Genomic DNA, 21,136 nt, shown 5'->3' on the forward strand with positions numbered 1-21,136 from the left:
ATGACGCAGACCATCCTCTTCGACCCGCTGGTCCCCTGGCCGGTGATCTGGCTGCTGGCAGCCCTTTCCACGGCAGTACTCAGTCTCGCGGTCTGGAAACGCTTGGCCGGATGGCCACTGCGTGCCCTTGCAGCCCTTGTCCTGATCGGCGCCCTCAGCGGTCCGGTTTATCAGATTGAGGACCGCGCCCCGCTCAATGATATCGTGCTGGTGCTGGAGGACAAAACCGCCAGCCAGTCCCTTTCCGACCGCCGCGAGCAGACCAGCGCCGCCGTGACCGCGCTGGAAGCCGCCCTCGCCCAGCGGGCCAATACCGAGGTCCGTCGGATTCCGATCGACAACGTGCCCGCCCGCGAGGGCCGCAGCGACAACAGCGGCACCCTCCTGATGGGCGCGCTGGCAGAGGCGCTGGCCAATGTGCCACGTGGACGGGTCGCCGGGATCATTGCGCTCAGCGATGGTCAGATCCATGACATTGCACAAACCCCGGCCCTACCGGCCCCGCTGCATCTGCTGCTGACCGGCCGCCCCGGTGATTGGGACCGGCGGCTGATCGTGAAGAACGCCCCGAGCTTTGCCATCATCGGCGAACCGGTGACCCTGACCCTCAGGATCGAGGATCAGGGCGACGCCCCGCCTGCGGGCGCACTGGCGGAATTGGCAATTTCCATCGGTGGCGCCGAGCCGCAGCGCTTCAACCTGCCTGTTGGTGTCGATTTCGACCTGCCGCTGACGCTGCCTCATGGGGGGCGCAACGTAATCCAATTCACCGTCCCCACCGCCGAGGGTGAGTTGACGGATCGCAACAATGCCGCGCTGGTCCAGATCAACGGCGTCCGCGACCGCCTGCGTGTGTTGCTGGTCTCGGGTGAGCCACATCCCGGCGGGCGCACCTGGCGCAATCTGCTGAAATCCGACAGCGCCGTGGATCTTGTGCATTTCACCATTCTGCGCCCGCCGGAAAAACAGGATGGCGTGCCGGTGGATGAGCTGTCGCTGATTGCCTTCCCCACGCGGGAGCTGTTTCTGGAGAAAATCAACGACTTCGATCTGATCATCTTTGACCGCTACAAACGCCGTGGCATTCTGCCCGCGATCTACCTCGACAATGTGGCCGACTACGTGCAGCGCGGTGGCGCTGTTCTTGTCGCCGCCGGGCCGGATTTTGCCAGCGCCGACAGTATCTATCGCTCACCGCTCTCCAGTATTCTGCCCGCCAGCCCCTCGGCGCGGGTCTTGGAACGTGCCTACCGGCCCGAGATCACTGATCTCGGCCAGCGCCATCCTGTCACCGCTGATCTGACCGGCGCCGCTGATTGGGGCCGCTGGCTGCGGCAGATCGAAGTCGACGTGCCCGAAGGCCATGTTTTGATGAGCGGCGTCGACGCCCGCCCCCTGCTTGTGCTGAACCGTGTTGAGGAAGGGCGGGTGGCGCTCTTGGCCTCCGATCATGCCTGGCTCTGGAGCAGGGGATATGAGGGCGGCGGCCCTCAGCTGGAACTGCTGCGCCGTCTGGCCCATTGGATGATGAAAGAGCCAGAGCTGGAGGAGGATGTCCTCTCCGCCGAGGCCACCGGCCAGCGCATGCGTATCCAGCGCCGCAGTCTTGACGCGGATGTCGGCGAGGTCACCATCACCACTCCGGATGGCAGCACCGCTACGGTCACCCTGACCCAGACCGCACCTGGCCGGTGGGAAGGCCGCTATGAGGGACCGGAACCCGGCCTCTACCGGCTGGAGGAAGGGGAGCAATCCACCGTGATCGGCCTCGGCCCTGCGGCCCCGCGCGAATTTGAGCAGACCATCGCCACCGGAGAGGTCATGACCGCCGCTGTAGCGCAGACACGCGGCGGCGTGCGGGCGCTGCATGATGGCATACCCAGCCTGCGCAATATACGTGCCGGACGTGTCGCAGCAGGGCGCGGCTGGATCGGCCTGACGCCGCGTAACGCCTATCGCACCATTTCGGTCAGGCAGACACCGCTGCTGCCCGCCTGGCTGGTTCTGCTGATGGCCAGCGCCGCGATCATCGCAGGATGGCTGCGCGAGGGGCGGCGCTGATCCCACATCCCGGAACCGGACAGCTCCCTGAAAATTACTCGTCGGGGCGGGTGATGCGCACCCGCACCTGATCCGACCGGCCGTTACGATCGACCACCACCAGCGTTGAAAACCCGCGGTCCAGTCCCGGCAAATCGATGCTGCGACGGCGGGCACCGGTCACCACAGGCGTCTGATTGGCCAGCACCAGAAACGGCGCCTCGCCGCCCTTGATCCGCAGGGTCATCTGCCCGCCCTCCGCCAGCAGCAGAGCAGCCCCATCCGGAGGAAAGGCCAGCTGCAGCCGCGCACCGGGCGGGCCACCAACACCCCCCCTGTCAAAGCGCTGCAACGGCAGCGGCAACTCCGCCGTCGCAACGCGCAGGGTCGAGGCAGGTTCAGCTGGAAAAGGTGTAAACCCACGACCAATCCGCCCAAAGGCCTCAAACAGCAGGGGCGCCGCCAGTTCCGCACCAAAGGCTCCCGGCACCGGTGTGCCATCCGCCCGCCCCAGCCAGACACCCACCACGTAGCGTCCATCCCATCCGATCGCCCAGGTATCGCGGTGCCCGTAGGATGTGCCTGTTTTATAGGCCACCATACCCGCAGGCGCCCCGGCGGGAGGTGGCACGCCGCGCAGAATATCGCCGATCTGCCAGGCGGAGACCTTGCTCACCAGACGCGGCATCCGCTCGTAAGGGGCATCCAGACGCGCCCTTAGCCGGGGGCTTTGCCCACCAGCCGCCAGCCCCGCGTAAACCTGCACCAGATCCCGCAGCGACACGCCGACCCCACCGAGCGCCACCGCCAGCCCTGGCTTGCCACCGGGCAACCGGGGGTGCGCGCCGCCTCGCCGCAACGCCGCCATCAGCCGCGCCGGGCCCAATGCCTGCATCAGCTGTATCACCGGTGTGTTCAGCGACAGCTGCAGCGCCCGCCGGATTCGCAGATCCCCCCGAAAGCGGCCATCGAAATTCTGCGGTGCATAGCCATCAATATCAATCGGACCATCGTGGATCAGTGTCTCGGGATGGGCCAGCCCCTGATCGAAGGCAAGACCGTAAACCAGCGGTTTCAGCGTCGATCCGGGGGACCGTGGGGCGCGTGTCATATCGACAAACCCCTGCCGCAGATCATCGCGGTACCCGGACGATCCGACAGAGGCGAGGATCTCGCCGCTCCGGTGGTCCGCCACCAGCACCGCCGCCGAGAGCCTCGCATCCTGCAGCGCCACACTCTGCGTCAGCAGCTGCGCCAGACGCTGCTGCAGTCCCGCCTCAAGGGTCAGATCAATCCGCGCCTGCTCCGGTGTCTCTGCCACCAGATCATCCGCCAGATGTGGCGCCAGCTGTGGAAAACCCCGCATGCGCCGTGGCATCGGCGCCCGCGCTGCGGCCTCAGCTGCGTCAGCCGTCAGCAGCCCGGCATTACGCATCCGCTGCAACACCCGGTCGCGGGCCAGCCGTGCCTTTTCCGGCGCGCGATCCGGGCGACGCGCCTCAGGGGCCTGCGGCAACGCCACCAGCAGCGCAGCCTCTGCCGGGGTCAACCGCGACGGCTCCTTGCCGAACCAGGCATAGCTCGCCGCCCGCACCCCTTCGAGATTGCCTCCAAACGGCGCGTGGATCAGATACAGCTCTAAAATCTGGGCCTTGCTGAGGCGGCGTTCCAACGCCAGCGCCAGCCGGATCTGCCGCAGCTTGCCCGCCCAGCGCCCGGTACTGCCATCCTCCAACAGCCGCGCCACCTGCATGCTCAGCGTTGACCCGCCTGAGACCACCCGCCGCCGCCACAGGGCCTGTGCCGTCGCCCGCAACAACGCCAGCGCATCGACACCGCTGTGGTCATAGAATCGCTTGTCCTCATAGCGCAGCAACATCGCGCGATAGCCCGCGTCGACCTGATCCACCGTTGTAGCCATACGCCAGATCCCATCCGCCACCGGATAGGCCCGCAGCAATTGCCCGTTGCGGTCGCGAACCTCTGTGGCAGTCTCCGCCAGCGTCGCGGGCATCGGTGTCTTATCGACCCAATCATCAAAGGCGACACCGCCGATCACCGCGACCGCACATAGGCCCATCAAAGCCGCAGTGATCCAACGCCATCGCCGGAAACGACGCAGGGCCGGAGCCAACGGGCGGATCACCGGACCTGGACGCGGCCCGTCGCGGTGCGAGCGCGATAGGCAGGCCGATACATATCCTCAACCGAGGCCGCCGGATGATGGAACAGACCCGGCGTCACTGCGCGCGCCACATAGGCCAGCGTCACAGGCGAGCCCGCCTCTCCACCGCGCCCACGCCGCAGGTCGATCGCCGCCAGAAACCGATCCGCACGGAACTCCGCATGGCGGGCCTCGCTCAGCGTGAGCCAGTCGAGACCGCGCACATCACCGGAGCGCAGCAGGCTCGGGTTATCGATCTCCAGCCCCGCAGGCAGCGGATCATTGATCATCAATCTTGCGCCAACCGGCTCAAACGGAACCACCCGCAGCACCGTGACAAACCGGTCACCAACGGTGAACTGATCCGGCGTCAGCGCCTCACCTTCCATCGAATAGTACCTGCGTTCGATGCTGTAGCCGGTTCCGCCCGCAGGGGCCGCAACCAGCGGCACACCCAGCGTGGTCAGCGTGATGTCCACATCCCTACCGGAGGCAGCGGTCAACGCCAGCGGGTCCTGATCTTGGCTACCGTCCAGCACCTCAACCATGGGGCCATCTGCGGCTTGCCCATTGACCAGCAACCCGGATCCGCCATCCCCACCAATCAGCGCATGGGCCGCCATCAGCGTCCAGGCGCTTTCCTGTGTGGAGAGCCCCCGACCCTCCCCGACCAACCCCGCACTCAGGGCGCGACGGTCCACCGCGTCGGACCCGGCCTCACTGGCAAGGGCCAGAACCCCGGCCTGATCGCGGCGCAGGCTGCCATAGTCGGCGCGCCACAGGGTTGGATCGGGATCAGCGCCTTGCAGCATCGCAGCGGCACGGGCGAACATCTGATCTGCGCGACGCTGATCGCCATAGGTCGCCAGAGCCGCCCCCACCTGCGCCACCGCCAGCGGCGTGGCAAAATCGCCCGCCTTCACATCCGCATAGTAGCGCAGATCCCCCATTGCCGCCTCGCCCTCGCGGGCCAGAACCAACAGCGCATAGGCGATATCTTCGCCACCCATGTCAAAATCGGGCGCGTAGTTGACCCGGTTGCGCAGATTGTCCAGCGCCTGACGGAACCGGGTGTCGGCCACCTGATAGCCCTGCGCCCGCGCACGGCTCAGAAAATCGCTGGCATAGGCATCCAGCCAGAAATCACCACTTTCGGCGCGCCACAGGCCAAAGCCACCGTTGCTGGCCTGCCGCGCCAGCACCTGCCGAATGGCGCCGTCGATCTTTGCGGTGACCTCAGGCGCATTCCCCAGTCCCGCGGCCTCTGCCACCGATGACAGATACAGCAACGGCAATGCGCGCGAGGTCACCTGTTCGGTGCAGCCATAGGGGTAGAGATCCAACCCGTTGAGCAGCCCCGGCACATCAAACCGCGCCAGTGGCCCGGCAGACATCACCGCCCGCGCGCCCTCCGGTCGCAATCCGGTAAAGACGTCAGAGGAGAATAGGAAACTGTTCCCCGCCGCCAACTGGAAACGGCGGGTGGTCGCAACCGCTGGATCATTGGCCCGCACCGGCAGGCGCAGGGTCTGGATCAGGGTTTCGCCCTCAGCCGTAGTCAGCGTCAGCTCTATCTCCGGGTCGCCAACGGACAGCGCCGCAACCGGCAGGATCACGGTCTCGCTGCCGCCAGGCGCCAGGTCAAGCGATTGAGGCAGCGCCCCGATTTCCAGCCCCGCCCCAAGGGTGCGGGCCGCAAGCTCCAGCCGACCAGCAGGACCATCCGCATGGGTGACCTCGATCTGCACCCGGCTGCTATCGCCCGGCGCCAGGAACCGCGGTGCCGATGCACTGACCACAATCGGATCCCGAACCAGCATGTCTTCGGCGGCCTGACCCACCGCACCCTGTGACCAGGCCACAGCCATCACCCGTACCGTTCCGTTAAAGGGCGGCAGCGCGATCGGCACCTCGGCGTGCCCCTCCGCGTCAAGCTTCACCGGGCCGGAAAACACGGCCATCAGATCCTGCGTCGGTGGTGGCGACTGCAACCGCATCCCCGCGCCCGCATCCCCGCCCGAACGCACCCGGCCAAGCGCCCCGGTGCCAGTCTCAATCAACCGTCCGTATAAATCGCGCAGCTCCATCCCCAGCCGTCGCTGGCCATAGTAATGCGCCGACGGGTCCGGGCTCTGAAATCCGGTCAGATTGAGGATCCCCAGATCAACCGCCGCCAGTGTCAGCCAGACCTCTTCACCGGGGGCGGCGCCGCGCACCTCAACCTTGGCAAGCTCGGTCCTGCGTGGCCGGGCCACCTCGGGCAGGTCTAGCGCCACCTGCAGTTCCTGTCCGGGGCGGATGACCGTTGCATGCGCCAGCCCCAGCGCCCGGGTCGGACTTTGATCCGCCTTGCCTTCCAGCGGCTGTACCACCATGGCAGAAACATAGGCACCACTGCCCCAATCAGCGGTAACATTCAGCGGGACCACGGTTTCCCCCGCAGGTACCTCGACCATCTGGCGGCTGATCAACCGGTTCGACATCACCGACACCAGCGCGGTTCCGGCCGCACGGCTCACCACGCGCAGGCGGGCAGTATCCCCCGGCTCATAGCTGTCACGATCCAAGGACACCTCCAGCTGGTCCGGCGTATCCGCCCCCTCGTCCGGGACGTACCAGCCTGCATAGAAATCACTGGACGCCGCGACATAAGGCACGCCCTGATGCTCCACCACCAACTCATATCTGCCCCAATCGACAGGCTGGTCCAGCACCAGTGGCGTGGTGGCATTCACCTGCGCCGCGCCGGTTGCAATACGGCTGCGACGGGTCGTCGGCTCCCAGTTCCAGTTACCGTAAAGCTGGTACCACTGGTAGCGCGTTTCCACCCGGTTCAGCGTCCACGTGACCGACATATCCTGCGGGTTGCCATCCGGAGCCAGCGCGACAATGGAAAACCGCGCCGCATCGCCCTCTGCGACAACATCCTCAAACAGCGGTTTGATGCCAATCACCGGGCCGTCCGGCTGCAGGGCCACGCTCCGCTGCCGTTCAACCGGGCGGGCGCTGCCATCACTCAGACGGGTGGTCACCTCCGCGACAAGCGGCTGCCCCAGCGCCTCAATCTCGGGCAGTGCCACCGAAAGCGTCCCGATCCCCTCCGCATCCGTCCGCGCGCCGCCGAAATGGCGGCTTTGTGGGGATACTACATCGTCGTAGCGGCCAAAGCGGTAGCCGTCCCAGCCCGCCACCTGATCCGCCGGGCGCAGCGTGACCTCGCCGTCGATACTGAGATCCCGGCCCGGCGCACCAAACAGATACCGCGCCTCAATCCGCAAGGGACTGCTGGTACCGGGGCGCAACGCCTGCCCGGTCGCTGCTGTCAGTGTCTGGGTGAAATCAATGCGTTCAGGCAGAAAATCCTCAACCAGAATCTGTCGGCTAGCCAGTGCCGGTGCCTCGGGATCAGACAGGATCGACAACCGCCAGGTGCCACGCGGCGCGGTCTCTCCCACCGACAGCGCAAAGACATGCCCGCCAGCCACCCCCTGATCCGAAATCAGCCGGGCATATTCGACCCCATCGGGGCGGGTCAGAACCGCGATCAACGGCAGGCCCGCGATCGCCTGCGCCGTCGCATCACGGGCAAGGGCTGTGGCATGGATCACCTCTCCGGCACGATAGGCGCCGCGATCCGTGGTCAAAAACACATCAACCGGCCCTGGCGCCACGCGCCCCTCAACGCCCCGATCCGACAGGTCAAAGGCGGCATCCCGCAGCGAAAGAAAGGCAAAATCAGCGGCAGCCTCACCTGCCGCGCCCGTTTGCGCCATCAGGACAGCCGGAGCAGACGCGCCCTGTCCACGGGTCAGACCCGCATCAAATTGCGCATAGCCTTCGGCATCACTCACCGCAGTTCCCAAGACGGCGTTGGCGTTGGAGATCAGCTCTACCCGCACACCAGCACGCGGCGCAGCATCGGAAAGCCCCTGCACCTGCACATGCAACCCGTCACTGCCCAGCATCGTACTCAGCCCCAGATCGGTCAGCACAAACCACTGGGTCGCGGCCGGGCTCTCATAAGGGTCGGCGCCGGGCAGCTGCGCACTCAGCGCGTAGATCCCCACCGGTTGATCCGCCAGCGCCTGATCCAGCGGCAGTCGTGTGGTCACCGCTTGGTTCAATGTCTGCGAGACCTCGGCGGTGCCGCTCCAGATCTCCTCGGCGATATCGCTGGCAAACTGTTCCTCCTGCCATTGCGACAGCGGTCGGGCAAAGTAGTCCTCCTGCAGACTGCGCAGCAGATTGCGGTCACTGACACGGCGCAGGCGCAGCTCCAGCGTGGTGGCATTCACCGTCTCCACCGGCACCGCCACCTGATCGCCCTTGGGCAATACGTAAGACCGACCGGAGAAACGGACACTCGGCCCGCGATCCCGCACGTAATGGGTCAGCGTCACATCCTTGGCCAATGTCTCACCGCTGCCGGCAGGCAGCCCCCGGCGCAGCATCAGCCGGTAGCGGGTGCCGTGATCGACCCCATCCACGCAAAGCTCCCGCCCCGCCGACTCAGCCACCAGACGCGGATCCGCCAGCTTGATGAAATCATCGTAGACGACCCCGCTTGGTGCCAAATCTTCGGAAAATTCGACACATATACGGGGCGATGCGCTGTCGCTTTCTACCCGGCTTCCGGTGACCCGAAATCCAAATTTGGCAATTGCGTCGTCCAGACGGGCCGCCAGTTTCGGGCTGTTGTCCCGCTCAGCCGCCAGCCGCAGAACTGCCAGCGCAGCACGCCCGCGCCCCAGCTGTTCCAATGCCCTGGCCGCAGTGGCCAGAGCCTGCGCCTCAGCGGCATCATCCGGGCCACGCAGATAACTGTTGAGCGCCGCCGAAAGGGCCGCCTCATGGGCGCGCCGCTGCGCCGATCCTTGCACCTCCTGCCGCAACAGCCGCCGGGCATAGTCCAGCCACAGATCGCTCCGGTCACTCAGCACCACCGCTTCCGCAATCCAACGCAAGCCTGTCCCGGGCGACGCGCTCTGCGCCGCCGCAACCAGGTCATCAACGCTGCCTCCCCCTATGGGAAAGCGCAACCCAAGGTTTTGAGCCTGTTTTGCCGCCTGCGCCAGGTCATTTTTCTGCACCCCCTTCAGTGCAGCGGCCCGCACCTCCGCCGCCTGCCTCTGGGCGCGGCTACTGGTTAGCTTATGCGCCGAAAACGCGCCTTCATAGGACGATGGCTGATCCATCGCGGATTTCGGGAAACAGGCGTTCGATCGGCTGTTGAAAGCGAACCCGACGCAATCCACCTGTGCCGAACAGGCCCGTGCACAGCTACGCAAATCAGTGTCAAATAGCGCCCCCAAGTCAGCGCCAAAATGATCGGTGTCACGTCGTACGGCGTATCTGGTTTCAGGAAAAAATGAATCAGCATATGCAACTAAAGGTTGAACTATCAAACCGCACAAAACTACAATAAACGGAACAAGAACGCGTACCATGGAACCCTCCAAACCAGTCTCAAGGCTGGCATGGGGTTAACGCCATGGCAAGATATCGCAGCGTAACAGATGGGCTAATCTCAATTTAATCTCTGCCCCCCAGACTAGGGCGGACAAGTCGTGTTGGTTTTATGTGGAGTTCGCAGGGATGAACCTTGCTGACAGATTGACGGAAGAACGACGCGCGCGTCTCGCGGCGGAACGCCTGCTTGAGCTAAAGCAGGCGGAGCTTTCGGCAGCCAACCGCAAACTGGGGCGCCATGCCCTGGCCCTGACCCGGCAAATTGGTGTCACGCAAGCGGAAGTGGCCACTGTCCGCGACGAAAATGCCAAGGTGAAATCGGATCTCTCGACTGCCAATGAGAAAGTCGAGCGCGCCGAGCGTCGTCTCTGGCATTCGATCCAAGCCTTTCAGGATGGGTTTGCCTTTTTTGATTCAGACAGCAAACTGATTGGCGCCAATACCGCCTATCTCGATCTGTTCGACGGTCTGGAGGAGGTGACGCCGGGCGTCTCCTACGTGCGGATCCTGCAGATCCTCACCGATGAGGGGCTGGTCAACACCGGCGAACAGGACCCGGATCATTGGCGCGCGCAGATGTCGGAACGCTGGTTGTCCCCCTCCCCGGAACCGGTGGTCGTGCGGATGTGGGATGATCGCTACCTGCGGCTCTTGGATCAACGTGGCCACGGTGGTGATATGGTCAGCCTTGCGCTCGATATCACCTCTACCGTTCAATATGAGGAAGAGTTGCAGGCCGCCCGTGAACGGGCTGAGGCTGCAAACCGAGCAAAATCCGCTTTCCTTGCCAATATGTCCCACGAGATTCGCACCCCGATGAATGGGGTTGTCGGCATGGCGGAGCTGCTCAGCGACACCAATTTGAGCGAGGAACAGCAGCTCTACGCCAACACGATCAAGAATTCCGGAGAGGCGCTGCTGGTCATCATCAATGACGTGCTCGATTATTCCAAAATCGAAGCGCAGAAACTGCAGCTGCACCCCGAACCCTTTGATCTGGAACGTAGCGTCCATGAGGTGCTGATGCTGTTGCAGCCCACCGCGCGGGACAAGGGGCTGACACTGCTGCTGGATTATGACCTGTTCCTGCCAACCAGCTTTGTCGGGGACCCCGGACGCATTCGTCAGGTTCTTACCAATCTCGTGGGCAACGCGGTAAAATTCACCTCCGAGGGGCATGTCGCGCTGCAAATCACCGGCATCTCCAATGCGGATGACAAAGTCTCCTCAATCCACGTCACGATCGAAGACACCGGCATCGGCATCCCAGAGGAGAAGGTTCAGGACATCTTTGGCGAGTTCAATCAGGTCGAGGATGAGCGCAATCGCCAGTTTGAGGGCACCGGCCTTGGCCTTGCGATCTCCAAACGCCTGATTGAATTGATGGACGGTGAGATCTGGGTCGAAAGCCAGGAGGGCAAGGGATCCTGCTTTGGCTTCCGCATGGAACTGCCGCTGGCGGAAGGCGCCTCCACCAGTATTCCCACCCTGCCCAAGGGGTTGTGCCAGATCGCCGTCATTGATTCGCAATCGGTGATGCGCGATGTGCTCAGCAAACAATTGGCCATGCTGGGGTTGGAAGTCACGGTATTTGACAACGGCGCCGCTGCGATTGCCGGCATGCCAGACGATGTTGATCTGGTGGTCTGCGACGAACAATTGCCAGATCAGAATGGTATCGAACTGGCACAAAAACTGCGCTCTGGACCTTTTGCGCAGGTGCCGATTCTGATGCTCAGCAGCGATCCCACTGCATCCAGCAATTCAGATGTGCAATCGGTGACGGACAGCGTGCTTCTGAAACCGATCCAGCGGGATGAGCTGTTCCAGAGGCTGGTCGAACTGCCCGGCCGCGGATCAGCGACCGGCCCCTCTGCCGCTCCCGAAACCGTGGTGACACCACCAGAGCTGAGCAGCGTCGCAACAGATCCCGATCCACCCCAGCCTACTCCGGCCGCGCCCCCTCCTCTCGCCGCCGTCAGCACGCGCCCGACGCAGCGGCTTATGCGGGTGCTGGCCGCAGAGGACAATCGCACCAACCAGCTTGTCTTCCGCAAGATGGTGAAGGATCTGAACATAGACCTGCAATTTGTCAGCAACGGGATAGAGGCGCTGGAGGCATATCAGTCATTTCAGCCGGATCTGATCTTCATGGACATTTCCATGCCGGTCATGGATGGCAAGGAAGCAACCCAGAAAATTCGCGCGCTGGAACACGGCACGGGCACCTACGTCCCGATCATCGCGCTGACCGCCCATGCCATGGCCGGTGATTCCGATGGCATTCTCGCTGCAGGGCTGGATCATTACCTGACCAAACCCCTGCGCAAGGCGCTGATCCATGAACGCATTCACGCCTATCTCCCGGCGGAGGCAGCGCCTCTCACCCACGAGACGATCACCCAGACTGGTGCCGCCTGACCCGGCAGTCCCCTGCTCCTCTTGCGATCAGCCCGCGCGCAGAAACACCGGCTGATCCGGCTGCGACATCTCCGGCATGTAGCGATAGCCGCCGCTGTCAAAATCCAGCAATGCCGCGGGATCGGTAAGCCGGTTCTGAATAATGTACCGCGCCATCGCGCCCCGCGCCCGCTTGGCGTAGAAGCTGACAACCTTGGGCGTCCCGTTCTTGTCTTCCATGAATACTGGCGTCACCACGCGCAGCTTCAGCGCATCACGATCCACGGCCCCGAAATATTCCTGGCTGGCACAGTTCACCAGCACATCGCCGTCCACGGCCTCCCCCTGCGCATTCAGCGCATCAGAGATTTCGCGCCCCCAATAGTCATAAAGGGTCTTGCCCTGCTCGGTTTTCAGACGTGACCCCATCTCCAGCCGGTAGGCCTGCATCGCGTCCAGCGGCCGCAACAGACCGTATAGGCCCGACAGAATGCGAAAGTGATCCTGCGCCCACCCCATCTCCTCAGCCTCCAGCGACGCCGCCTCCAGCCCTTGATAGGTATCGCCCGCAAAGGCCAGCGCCGCCGGGCGAATGTCATCCGCGCCAGGATCAACCGCAAACCTCTGGAACCGCTCATAGTTCAGCTTTGCCAGATCCTCGCTGATATGCATCAGCTTCATCAGATCGGCGACCGACAGATCGCGCGCCACCGACGCCAGTTCCACCGCCGCGTCATGCATGGCGGGCCACGTCATCTCAACGTCGCGTTCGCTCCAGTCCAGCTTTTTCGCCGGAGAAGTCACTACCAGCATTTTCTGCCCCCGTTTGTTCTGGACAAGACCTAGCCCGCGCCGCGCAGGACGTCCAGAAACGCCGCCGCAAAACGTTCGGCGCGGCGCTCCCCTAACAGCCTTGTGATCGCCATTTCGTCCTGAGGACGCATCTGCGCCAGTTTCGCAAGCTGCGCCGCAGAACAGCTGAGCGGTTTGTCGGTGCCGTCATCGCCCCGCGCCAGACGGGTCTGCGTCTCCATCAACGCATCATAAAGCGACCCGGCATCGCGCCCGGCCAACTTGCGCCGCATCGGATGCAGCGCCTCACTCTCACCAGTGATCACCGCCAGGAATGCGCTGCCATAGCGCTCCAGCTTCTTGGCGCCGACACCGCCAATCCGCGCCATCTTGTCCAGCGTATCGGGACGTGTTTCTGCCATTTCGATCAGGGTTCGATCCGGGAAAATGACATAGGCCGGCACTTTTTGCGCCTCCGCCAGCGCGCGGCGTTTGGCTTTCAGCGCCGACAGCAGCGGCGCATCCTCATCAGACACCAGCGCCTTAACCGCAGGGCTGCGCTTGGCCGAACTGATGGTGTCGCGGCGCAGGGCAATATCCTGCTCGCCGCGCAGCACCGGCAGCGCCGCCTCGGTCATCCGCAAGGCACCGTGGCGTTCGGGATCCGGGCGCACCAGATCATGCCCCATCATCTGCCGGAACACCGCCTGCCACTGCCGCTTGCCGTATTCCTTGCCACAGGCGAAAACCGACAGATCATCATGCCGCTTGTCGCGCACCCGGTCGGTGATATTGCCCACCAGAATGTCGATCAGATGCCCCGAGCCATAGGTCTCATTGGTCCGCAGGATCGCCGACAGCGCCTTGCGCACCGCCGTGGTGCCGTCGAACACATCCACGGGCTGGTCACAGAGATCACAGTTGCCGCAGGGTTCAGCCGCCTCACCGAAATAGGCCAGCAGGGTTTGCCGCCGACATTTCAGCGCCTCCGCCAGCCCCAGCAAGGCATTGAGCCGCGCGTGGTCTGCCCCGCGCCGCTCCGCAGGCGCCAGCCCTTCGTCAATCTGGCTGCGGCGCAGGCGAATATCCTCCGGCCCGAACAGGGTCAGCGTCTCAGCAGGCGCGCCATCCCGGCCACCACGGCCGATTTCCTGATAATAGGCCTCGATGGATTTGGGCAGATCCGCATGGGCAACCCAGCGAATGTCTGGCTTGTCGATCCCCATGCCAAAGGCAACGGTTGCCACCACAATCAACCCATCCTCGCGGGCAAAGCGGGTCTCCACGCCTCGCCTATCTTCTGCGTCCATACCGCCATGATAGTAGCAGGCCGCGTGGCCCGCCTCTCGCAGCCCCGCCGCCAGCGCTTCGGTCTTGGCGCGGGTGCCACAATACACGATACCGGACTGCCCTTTTCGCGCGGCCGCAAATTCCAGAATCTGTCGGCGCGGGCTGTCTTTGGTGGCAAAGGCGAGATGAATATTGGGCCGATCAAACCCCCGCAGGAAACTGCGCGGCGCCTCGCCATCAAACAGCTTCTCGACAATCTCCTCGCGGGTTTCCTGATCTGCCGTCGCGGTAAAGGCTGCCAAAGGCACATCCAAGGCACGTCGCAATTCCCCGATGCGCAGGTAATCCGGGCGGAAATCATGCCCCCACTGGCTGACGCAATGCGCCTCATCCACCGCGATCAGGCTGACACCGATACGTCGCAACATGCCCATCGCCGCCCCCGAGGCCAGACGCTCCGGCGCCATATACAGAAGCTTCAGCCGCCCCTCCTCAATGGACTGCCAGACCGCTTCGGTCTCCTCCTCCGTATTGCCGGACGTCAGCGCCCCGGCGGTCACGCCCACCTCTTGCAGTGCCCGCACCTGATCCCGCATCAGCGCTATCAATGGCGAGATCACCACCGTGACCCCCTCGCGCAGCAGTGCCGGCAGTTGGAAACACAGGGATTTGCCGCCGCCGGTTGGCATAATCGCCAGAACATTCTCGCCAGCCGTCACCGCATCAACGATCTCTTCCTGACCGGGGCGAAACCGGTCAAAGCCGAAGATCTCGCGCAACAGCGGTGTTGCATCGGTTGCGGACACGGCAGGTGACGTCGCACCACTGGGGGCGGTCATTTCCGGCGAAACTGCGGACATAGGGGCGGTGGGCCTCGTTTTTGGTGATCTGCTCGTCTTACCGCCACAATCCCACAACCAGATTCAGGCGGCAAGGGCCGGACCCCCTATGCAGAATGCCGCACAGACAGAAAAAGACCGCCAGCGACCCATGCCGTGGCGGTCCAACTGTAGATCGAAACGCGCATGATCTCTCTGACCAGCGGCGCTGCGGCCTGTAGGCCTAGTAGAACATCGCGATATTGTTGGTCAGAATGATCCGCAGCGCGTAAACCGCGATCAACACTACCAGCGGCGCCAGATCCAGCCCCTGCATATTCGGCAGGATACGGCGAACGGGGGCATATAGCGGCTCTAACAAGCGGTTCAGACCATACCAGACCTGCGCCACAAATTGCTGATTGAGGTTCAGAACCTGAAAATTGATCAGCCAGCTCATGATCACATGGGCAATGATGAAGAACCAGACGATGTCCAGGATCAGCATCAGAATTTGAAACAGCGACAGCATCTCTTTAATTTCCCTTTTTGGAGCCTGTTCACAGGTAAGCGTGCCCGCGCAAAATCGCAAGACTGCCGCGAGGTTGCGGTTGACGTGCTGTAAACACATGGCAACACGGGTACATTATACAGGAGATCGTTCCCATGTTTCCCATCGTCCGCCTGATCAAGGATCTGCTGGTTGCCCGGCGGATGCCGCCGCTGGATCTGACTGAGACCCATGTCTCGCGCCACATTTGCTGGCCTTGGGATCTGGACATCTGGATGGAGCTGAACAACGGTCGTGCGATGACGCTCTATGATCTGGGCCGCACCATGCTGGCCCAGCGTGTCGGCCTGATCGGGGCTTTGCGCAGCCGTCGCTGGGGCATGACGGTTGCGGGCACCACCGTGCGGTTCCGGCGTCGTATTCGCGGGTTTGAACAGTTTGAGATGCGCAGCCGCGCGGTCGCCTGGGACGATCGCTTCATCTATCTCGAACAATCCATGTGGAAATCCAATGGGGACTGCGCCAGCCACGTGATGCTGCGCACCGCGATCACCGACGCCAAGGGGATCGTCTCGCCGCAGGAGGTGCTGAAAACCATCGGCCGCACTGACCGTGCCGCGCCGGAGATGCCCGATTGGATCAAGGCCTGGTGCGAGGCCGATGCAGGCCGCCCCTGGCCACCGATGATGCCGACACAAACCGTAGCTTCCGGCGTGTCGGCTGCTGAGGACACGCTTGCCTAACCCCACACCGGCCTGTCATACCAAAAGGTAACGACAAAAGACCACGACAGGCATCGGGCGAGGGAAGACGAGGCATGACGCAGATTTCCATGCGCAAGCGCATCTGGGGCTGGTGGGCCTTTGACTGGGCCAGTCAGCCCTATCACACGCTGCTGGTGACCTTCGTTTTTGCGCCCTTCTTTGCTGCTGTGGCCGCCGATTATTACCTCACCCAAGGGCTGGCGGAGGAGGCCGCAAAGGCGCAGGCGCAAACCGTCTGGTCGATGTGCCTCACCATCACCGGGCTGCTGATTGGTCTTGGCGGGCCGTTCCTTGGCGCCCTTGCCGATATTTCCGGGCGTAAACTGCCGTGGATCATGGTCTTTTCGCTGATGTATATCATCGGCGCCTGGGGGCTGTGGTTCATGGATCCCGGCGGCGCGAACCTGTGGTGGATGCTCATCAGTTTTGGGGTTGGCTTCATCGGTGCCGAATTTGCGCTGATCTTCGTCAACGCGCAGCTGCCGTCACTTGGCAGCAAGGAAGATGTCGGCACCATCTCCGGTACCGGTTTTGCCATCGGATATCTTGGCGGGGTGATCGCGCTGTTTCTGATGCTGACGCTGTTTGTCGAGCAAGCCGACGGCAAGACCCTGATCGGCATCGACCCCATTCTGGGACTGGATGCAGCACTTCGCGAAGGCACCCGCGCCGCCGGTCCGCTGACAGCGATCTGGTTCGCGGTCTTCATCATCCCCTATTTCCGCTGGGTGCATGATGATGCCATCACCGGCACACGGGGCCGGTTTCGCGATGCCATCCGCTCGGTCGGGCGCGCCATCGCCAACCTGCGCCACCGCGCCAGCCTGACCGGCTATCTGATTTCGTCGATGCTCTACCGCGATGCGCTGAACGGGCTTTATGCCTTTGGCGGAATTTACGCGCGGCTGGTGCTGGGCTGGGAAATCACCCTCATTGGTATCTTCGGTATCATCGCGGTGATCTCCTCGGCGCTGTTCAGCTGGCTGGGTGGTCTCGCAGATCGCCGGTTTGGCCCGAAACCCGTTATCACCCTGTCGATCCTGGTACTGACGGCTGTGTGTTTTCTGGTCGTGAACATGTCGCGCGACCAGTTCTTTGGCGTCACCCTCGCTGCAGGCTCCGGCCTGCCTGACACTGTGTTCTTCGCCTGCGGCGTGCTGATCGGCGGCTTTGGTGGCATTCTGCAAGCCGCCAGCCGCAGCCTGATGGTGCGCCACACCACCCCGGAAACCGCGACCGAGGCCTTTGGCCTCTATGGTCTTTCGGGGCGCGCAACTGCCTTTCTTGCACCTGCATTGATCGGCATCGCCACCACCCTGACCGGCAGCGCCCGCCTTGGGATTGCACCGGTCATTTTCCTGTTCATTATCGGGCTCATCGTCCTGCGCTGGGTCAATGCAGAAGGAGACCAGAGTTGAAGTTCAGTCGATACATCGGCCTCACCGCCCTCCTGTTAACCGCCTGCGGCCCCGCCGCGGACAGCCGCTCGCCCACCGTAAACCCAGTGGTCAGCCGCTCTGCCGACACCGGTGTGCCCGCAAAACAGCTGTTCGGGGCCAAGCGTAGCGGCTCAGCCCAGAAACCTGCGCCGCATGGCTCCTACGCCAAGGGCTGCGTCGCAGGCGCGGAACAGCTGCCCCAGACCGGTCCCACCTGGCAGGCCATGCGCCTGTCCCGAAATCGCAACTGGGGCCATCCCGAAACCATCGACTTCATCAAGGATCTGAGCCGTGTCGCCGCCCGCCAGAGCGGCTGGAACGGGCTTTATGTCGGCGACATCAGCCAGCCACGCGGCGGGCCGATGCTGTCGGGTCACCGCAGCCATCAGATGGGCATGGATGCCGATATCTGGATGCTGCCGGCCAAGCGCCTCGATCTGTCCGTGGCCGAACGCGAGAAGATCTCCTCGATCTCTCTGCGCCGGGCCAAGGGCGCCTATACCAATTCCAACTGGACCCCTCAGCATCACGCCATCCTGCGCGCCGCCGCCAAGGATGATCGCGTCGCCCGGATCTTTGTCTTTCCGGGCGCCAAGGTGCAGATGTGCAACGACGAGAAAGGCAACCGCGACTGGCTGCGTAAAATTCGGCCTTGGTATGGCCACCACTACCACTTCCATGTGCGCCTGAAATGCCCGCCCGGTGCCCGCGGCTGCGTCAATCAGGATCCACCGCCCCGCGGTGATGGTTGCGATGATGCCCGCCAATGGGTGAAGGACATCCTGAGCCCACCACCCCCAAAACCCCGCGACCCCAATGCGCCAAAGCCCAAGCCCCGGCGTGACTACACCCTATCGGATCTGCCACAGCAATGCGCCGTCGTTCTGCAATCAAACTGAGCCTCGGCGTCGCAACCGCCCTTGGCCTCGCCCTGACCGCGCTGGTGGCCTATCGCCCTGTCGCCTCCGCCGCCCAGCCCGGCGGAGCGCAGTTCATTGCGGCCTATCGCTGGACCCACCCTGCCAAATGGTTCGGCGGGTTCTCGGCGCTCTCCCTGTCAGCGGACGGGCGGCAGATGACCGTGGTCAGCGACCGCGCCACCATCGTCACCGCCCGGATTGAGCGCAGCCCGGAGGCGATGCAACCGATCAAGGCGGTGACCCCGACCGAAGCCCACCGGCTGCGCGCCTCCGATGGCGCGCTCCTGCGCGGGCGCATCGTCGATGCCGAAGGTCTGGCCGTGGCGCGCGACGGCACTCTGTTCATCTCCTTCGAAGGCGTCTCGCGCGTGGCCCGTCACCGCCGGGGCGACAGCCGCGCCGAGGTCCTGCCGCGCCCCAAAGCGTTCCGCCGCCTGCCTCTGAACAAGGCACTTGAAGCCTTGGCCATCGACACCAGGGGCCATCTCTACACCCTGCCGGAACGCGCCCTGACTGCGGCGGGTGATATTCCGGTCTGGCGTTGGAACGGGACCCGCTGGGATCGCCCTTTCGTGCTGCCCAGCCGGGGCAATTTCCTGCCCGTGGGGGCGGATTTCGGGCCTGACGGGCGCTTCTACCTCTTGGAACGCAACTTCGGCCTGATCGGATTTCGCAGCCGTCTGCGGCGCTGGGATCTCACGCCGGATGGCATCAGCGGTGAGGTTACCTTGCTGGAAACCGGCCTTGGGCTGCACGACAATCTGGAAGGCGTGTCGATCTGGCGTGATCAAAGCGGCGCGCTGCGTGCCACCATGGTCTCCGACGACAATTTCAAATCGCTGCAACGCACCGAACTGGTGGAATACCGGCTGCCTGACTAGGTCCTCACACGCCGCGCACCGGCATCAACACAGGTACCTACACCGGCACCGACACAGAAACGGCACAGGCGCCCGCCCTGACAAAACCCTTGCCCAAACCGCAGCTTTTCCGCTATTGGGCCTGATCTTTCGCATTGGCGAAACAAGTCTCCGCGACCTTGTCTAAAAAACGGACTGCAAAATGACACGCTCTTATCTTCCTGGCATTCTTGCCATGGCCGCCGTTGTGGTGGCCTCCAACATTCTGGTGCAATTCCTGTTCGGCCAATGGCTGACTTGGGGCGCCTTCACCTATCCCATCGCCTTTCTCGTCACTGACGTGACCAACCGCGTCTACGGCACCGGCCCCGCCCGCCGGGTGGTGCTGGCCGGTTTTGTCGTCGGCGTCATCTGCTCGCTGATCGGGACGCAGATCATGGGCGAATTCGGCCCGCTGGTGACCCTGCGCATCGCCGTTGCCTCTGGTCTCGCGTTCCTCACTGCACAGCTGCTGGATGTCTCGATCTTTGCTGCCCTGCGCAATGGCGCCTGGTGGCATGCGCCGCTGGCCTCCACCCTGATCGGGGCCTCCGTTGATACCGCGCTGTTCTTCAGCATCGCCTTTTCCAGCGCGCTGGTCTGGCTGGAACCCGGCAATGACGTCAGCTGGGCCGGAGAAATGCTGCCGGTTCTCGGCACTGGTCCTGTCGCCCCGCTCTGGGTCTCGCTCGCGGTGGCCGACTGGGGCGTAAAGGTGGCGCTGGCGCTGCTGGCTCTGGTGCCTTTCCGCCTGATCGTGGCCCGCCTGACCCGCGCCAAGGCGGCAGCCAACTGACCGCCCTGCTGACACCTCTACTGACACCATAAATAGGAACACTTCAGTTTTTATTTGGAGATCCGCCCGTTCCGTGCCACCATCAAAGGTAACGGAAACAAAGAGAAAAGGAGGTGATCCAGTGTCAAGAAAGGTATTGGAGCAAGGCGTAGCAACAACCGGAGCGGCGGGCCTCTGAGGCAGCCCTCTCTGGCAGCAGCCATCCGGCTGGGTCGCAGACCCTAACCTGCCTTTGCTCTTACAGACTTTCGGAAAGGGCCGCCTCGCATGGGGCGGCCCTTTTTGCGTGGCGCAGAGCCCACAGTGACGGCACCACCCCGGCTTTCGCTTGGACCTCCCGGACCAGCGGCCTTATGCTCCCTCTCATGTTGCGTATCACCGACACCATCGCCCTGCAGGACTGGGAACTGACCGAAAGCTTCATGCGCGCCTCCGGCCCCGGCGGGCAGAACGTGAACAAGGTCTCCTCAGCCGTTGAACTGCGATTCGAGGCCGCACGCTCTCCGGCGCTGACGCCTGCGGTGAAGTCCCGCCTAAAACGACTGGCCGGGCGCCGCTGGACCAAGGATGGCGCCATCATCCTGCAATGCGACGAAACCCGCTCGCAGCAACGCAATCGCGATCTGGTCCGTGAGCGGCTGGCCGAGCTGATCCGTCAGGCTCTGGTCCCGCCAAAACGCCGCATCGCCACCAAACCCACGCGCGGCTCTGTGCGCCGCCGCCTTGATGCCAAACGCCAGCGCAGTGATGTCAAAGCGACGCGCGGTAAGATCGACCTCGACTAACACAGGCAATTGCACTGCCCGCCGCGCTCGGCCAAGCTGCCGCAAAGTC

General features: G+C 63.6%; 13 protein-coding genes. 8 read left to right on the forward strand and 5 right to left on the reverse strand.

Features of this window, described 5'->3' with window-relative positions:
• On the forward strand, nucleotides 1-2,061 hold the full coding sequence (locus tag OO25_RS01315) for a membrane protein (protein ID WP_040178109.1): 2,061 nt from the start codon (nucleotides 1-3) through the stop codon (nucleotides 2,059-2,061).
• Between the two features lie 34 nt (nucleotides 2,062-2,095).
• Here the strand turns inward: OO25_RS01315 and pbpC are convergent, their stop codons facing one another.
• Both pbpC and OO25_RS01325 read right to left on the reverse strand, forming a co-directional pair.
• The gene (pbpC, locus tag OO25_RS01320) at nucleotides 2,096-4,123 is read right to left on the reverse strand and encodes a penicillin-binding protein 1C (protein WP_040178149.1); all 2,028 of its coding nucleotides are present in this window, start codon (nucleotides 4,121-4,123) and stop codon (nucleotides 2,096-2,098) included.
• A gap of 59 nt (nucleotides 4,124-4,182) precedes the next feature.
• Nucleotides 4,183-9,651, reverse strand: coding sequence for an alpha-2-macroglobulin family protein (locus tag OO25_RS01325; RefSeq protein ID WP_369808841.1), 5,469 nt, complete (start codon nucleotides 9,649-9,651; stop codon nucleotides 4,183-4,185).
• 148 nt (nucleotides 9,652-9,799) lie between these two features.
• Between OO25_RS01325 and OO25_RS01330 the strand changes: the two genes are divergently transcribed.
• Nucleotides 9,800-12,094 carry a response regulator gene (locus tag OO25_RS01330; protein ID WP_040171677.1) on the forward strand — a complete coding sequence of 765 codons (2,295 nt, stop codon included), beginning with the start codon at nucleotides 9,800-9,802 and terminating at the stop codon, nucleotides 12,092-12,094.
• A 27-nt stretch (nucleotides 12,095-12,121) separates the two neighbouring features.
• Here the strand turns inward: OO25_RS01330 and yaaA are convergent, their stop codons facing one another.
• The 3 genes from yaaA to OO25_RS01345 form a co-directional block, all read right to left on the reverse strand.
• A complete protein-coding gene (gene yaaA, locus OO25_RS01335) occupies nucleotides 12,122-12,886 on the reverse strand; it encodes a peroxide stress protein YaaA (protein ID WP_040178110.1) in 765 nt (254 codons plus the stop codon).
• Between the two features lie 29 nt (nucleotides 12,887-12,915).
• Nucleotides 12,916-14,994, reverse strand: a complete 2,079-nt coding sequence (recQ, locus tag OO25_RS01340) for a DNA helicase RecQ (protein ID WP_175304792.1) — start codon at nucleotides 14,992-14,994, stop codon at nucleotides 12,916-12,918.
• 223 nt (nucleotides 14,995-15,217) lie between these two features.
• Entirely contained in the window at nucleotides 15,218-15,505 is a 288-nt protein-coding gene (locus tag OO25_RS01345) for a YggT family protein (RefSeq protein ID WP_014873231.1), read from the reverse strand.
• Between the two features lie 134 nt (nucleotides 15,506-15,639).
• Between OO25_RS01345 and OO25_RS01350 the strand changes: the two genes are divergently transcribed.
• From OO25_RS01350 to arfB, 6 genes are all read left to right on the forward strand, one after another.
• The gene (locus OO25_RS01350; RefSeq protein WP_040178112.1) at nucleotides 15,640-16,227 is read left to right on the forward strand and encodes an acyl-CoA thioesterase; all 588 of its coding nucleotides are present in this window, start codon (nucleotides 15,640-15,642) and stop codon (nucleotides 16,225-16,227) included.
• Between the two features lie 74 nt (nucleotides 16,228-16,301).
• On the forward strand, nucleotides 16,302-17,666 hold the full coding sequence (locus OO25_RS01355) for an MFS transporter (RefSeq protein ID WP_040178114.1): 1,365 nt from the start codon (nucleotides 16,302-16,304) through the stop codon (nucleotides 17,664-17,666).
• On the forward strand, nucleotides 17,663-18,586 hold the full coding sequence (mepA, locus tag OO25_RS01360) for a penicillin-insensitive murein endopeptidase (protein ID WP_040178115.1): 924 nt from the start codon (nucleotides 17,663-17,665) through the stop codon (nucleotides 18,584-18,586). Before OO25_RS01355 ends, mepA begins: the two co-directional genes overlap by 4 nt.
• Nucleotides 18,559-19,488 carry an esterase-like activity of phytase family protein gene (locus tag OO25_RS01365; protein WP_040178116.1) on the forward strand — a complete coding sequence of 310 codons (930 nt, stop codon included), beginning with the start codon at nucleotides 18,559-18,561 and terminating at the stop codon, nucleotides 19,486-19,488. Before mepA ends, OO25_RS01365 begins: the two co-directional genes overlap by 28 nt.
• Before the next feature lie 181 nt (nucleotides 19,489-19,669).
• The gene (locus OO25_RS01370) at nucleotides 19,670-20,302 is read left to right on the forward strand and encodes a queuosine precursor transporter (protein ID WP_040178117.1); all 633 of its coding nucleotides are present in this window, start codon (nucleotides 19,670-19,672) and stop codon (nucleotides 20,300-20,302) included.
• A 365-nt stretch (nucleotides 20,303-20,667) separates the two neighbouring features.
• Nucleotides 20,668-21,087 (forward strand): alternative ribosome rescue aminoacyl-tRNA hydrolase ArfB, encoded by a 420-nt coding sequence (arfB, locus tag OO25_RS01375; RefSeq protein WP_040178118.1) that lies wholly within the window; start codon nucleotides 20,668-20,670, stop codon nucleotides 21,085-21,087.
• The last annotated feature ends 49 nt before the right edge of the window (nucleotides 21,088-21,136 follow it).

Origin of the sequence: Phaeobacter sp. S60, from assembly GCF_000826845.1 — a bacterium.
GTDB lineage: Bacteria > Pseudomonadota > Alphaproteobacteria > Rhodobacterales > Rhodobacteraceae > Phaeobacter > Phaeobacter piscinae.

What these genes read in the sequence shown, in the direction of transcription:
- OO25_RS01315 (WP_040178109.1), top strand. Translation starts at nt 1, where the DNA reads ATGACGCAGACCATCCTCTTCGACCCGCTGGTCCCCTGGCCGGTGATC.
- OO25_RS01325 (WP_369808841.1), bottom strand. Translation starts at nt 9,651, where the DNA reads ATGGTACGCGTTCTTGTTCCGTTTATTGTAGTTTTGTGCGGTTTGATA.
- OO25_RS01330 (WP_040171677.1), top strand. Translation starts at nt 9,800, where the DNA reads ATGAACCTTGCTGACAGATTGACGGAAGAACGACGCGCGCGTCTCGCG.
- yaaA (WP_040178110.1), bottom strand. Translation starts at nt 12,886, where the DNA reads ATGCTGGTAGTGACTTCTCCGGCGAAAAAGCTGGACTGGAGCGAACGC.
- recQ (WP_175304792.1), bottom strand. Translation starts at nt 14,994, where the DNA reads ATGACCGCCCCCAGTGGTGCGACGTCACCTGCCGTGTCCGCAACCGAT.
- OO25_RS01345 (WP_014873231.1), bottom strand. Translation starts at nt 15,505, where the DNA reads ATGCTGTCGCTGTTTCAAATTCTGATGCTGATCCTGGACATCGTCTGG.
- OO25_RS01350 (WP_040178112.1), top strand. Translation starts at nt 15,640, where the DNA reads ATGTTTCCCATCGTCCGCCTGATCAAGGATCTGCTGGTTGCCCGGCGG.
- OO25_RS01355 (WP_040178114.1), top strand. Translation starts at nt 16,302, where the DNA reads ATGACGCAGATTTCCATGCGCAAGCGCATCTGGGGCTGGTGGGCCTTT.
- OO25_RS01365 (WP_040178116.1), top strand. Translation starts at nt 18,559, where the DNA reads ATGCGCCGTCGTTCTGCAATCAAACTGAGCCTCGGCGTCGCAACCGCC.
- OO25_RS01370 (WP_040178117.1), top strand. Translation starts at nt 19,670, where the DNA reads ATGACACGCTCTTATCTTCCTGGCATTCTTGCCATGGCCGCCGTTGTG.
- arfB (WP_040178118.1), top strand. Translation starts at nt 20,668, where the DNA reads ATGTTGCGTATCACCGACACCATCGCCCTGCAGGACTGGGAACTGACC.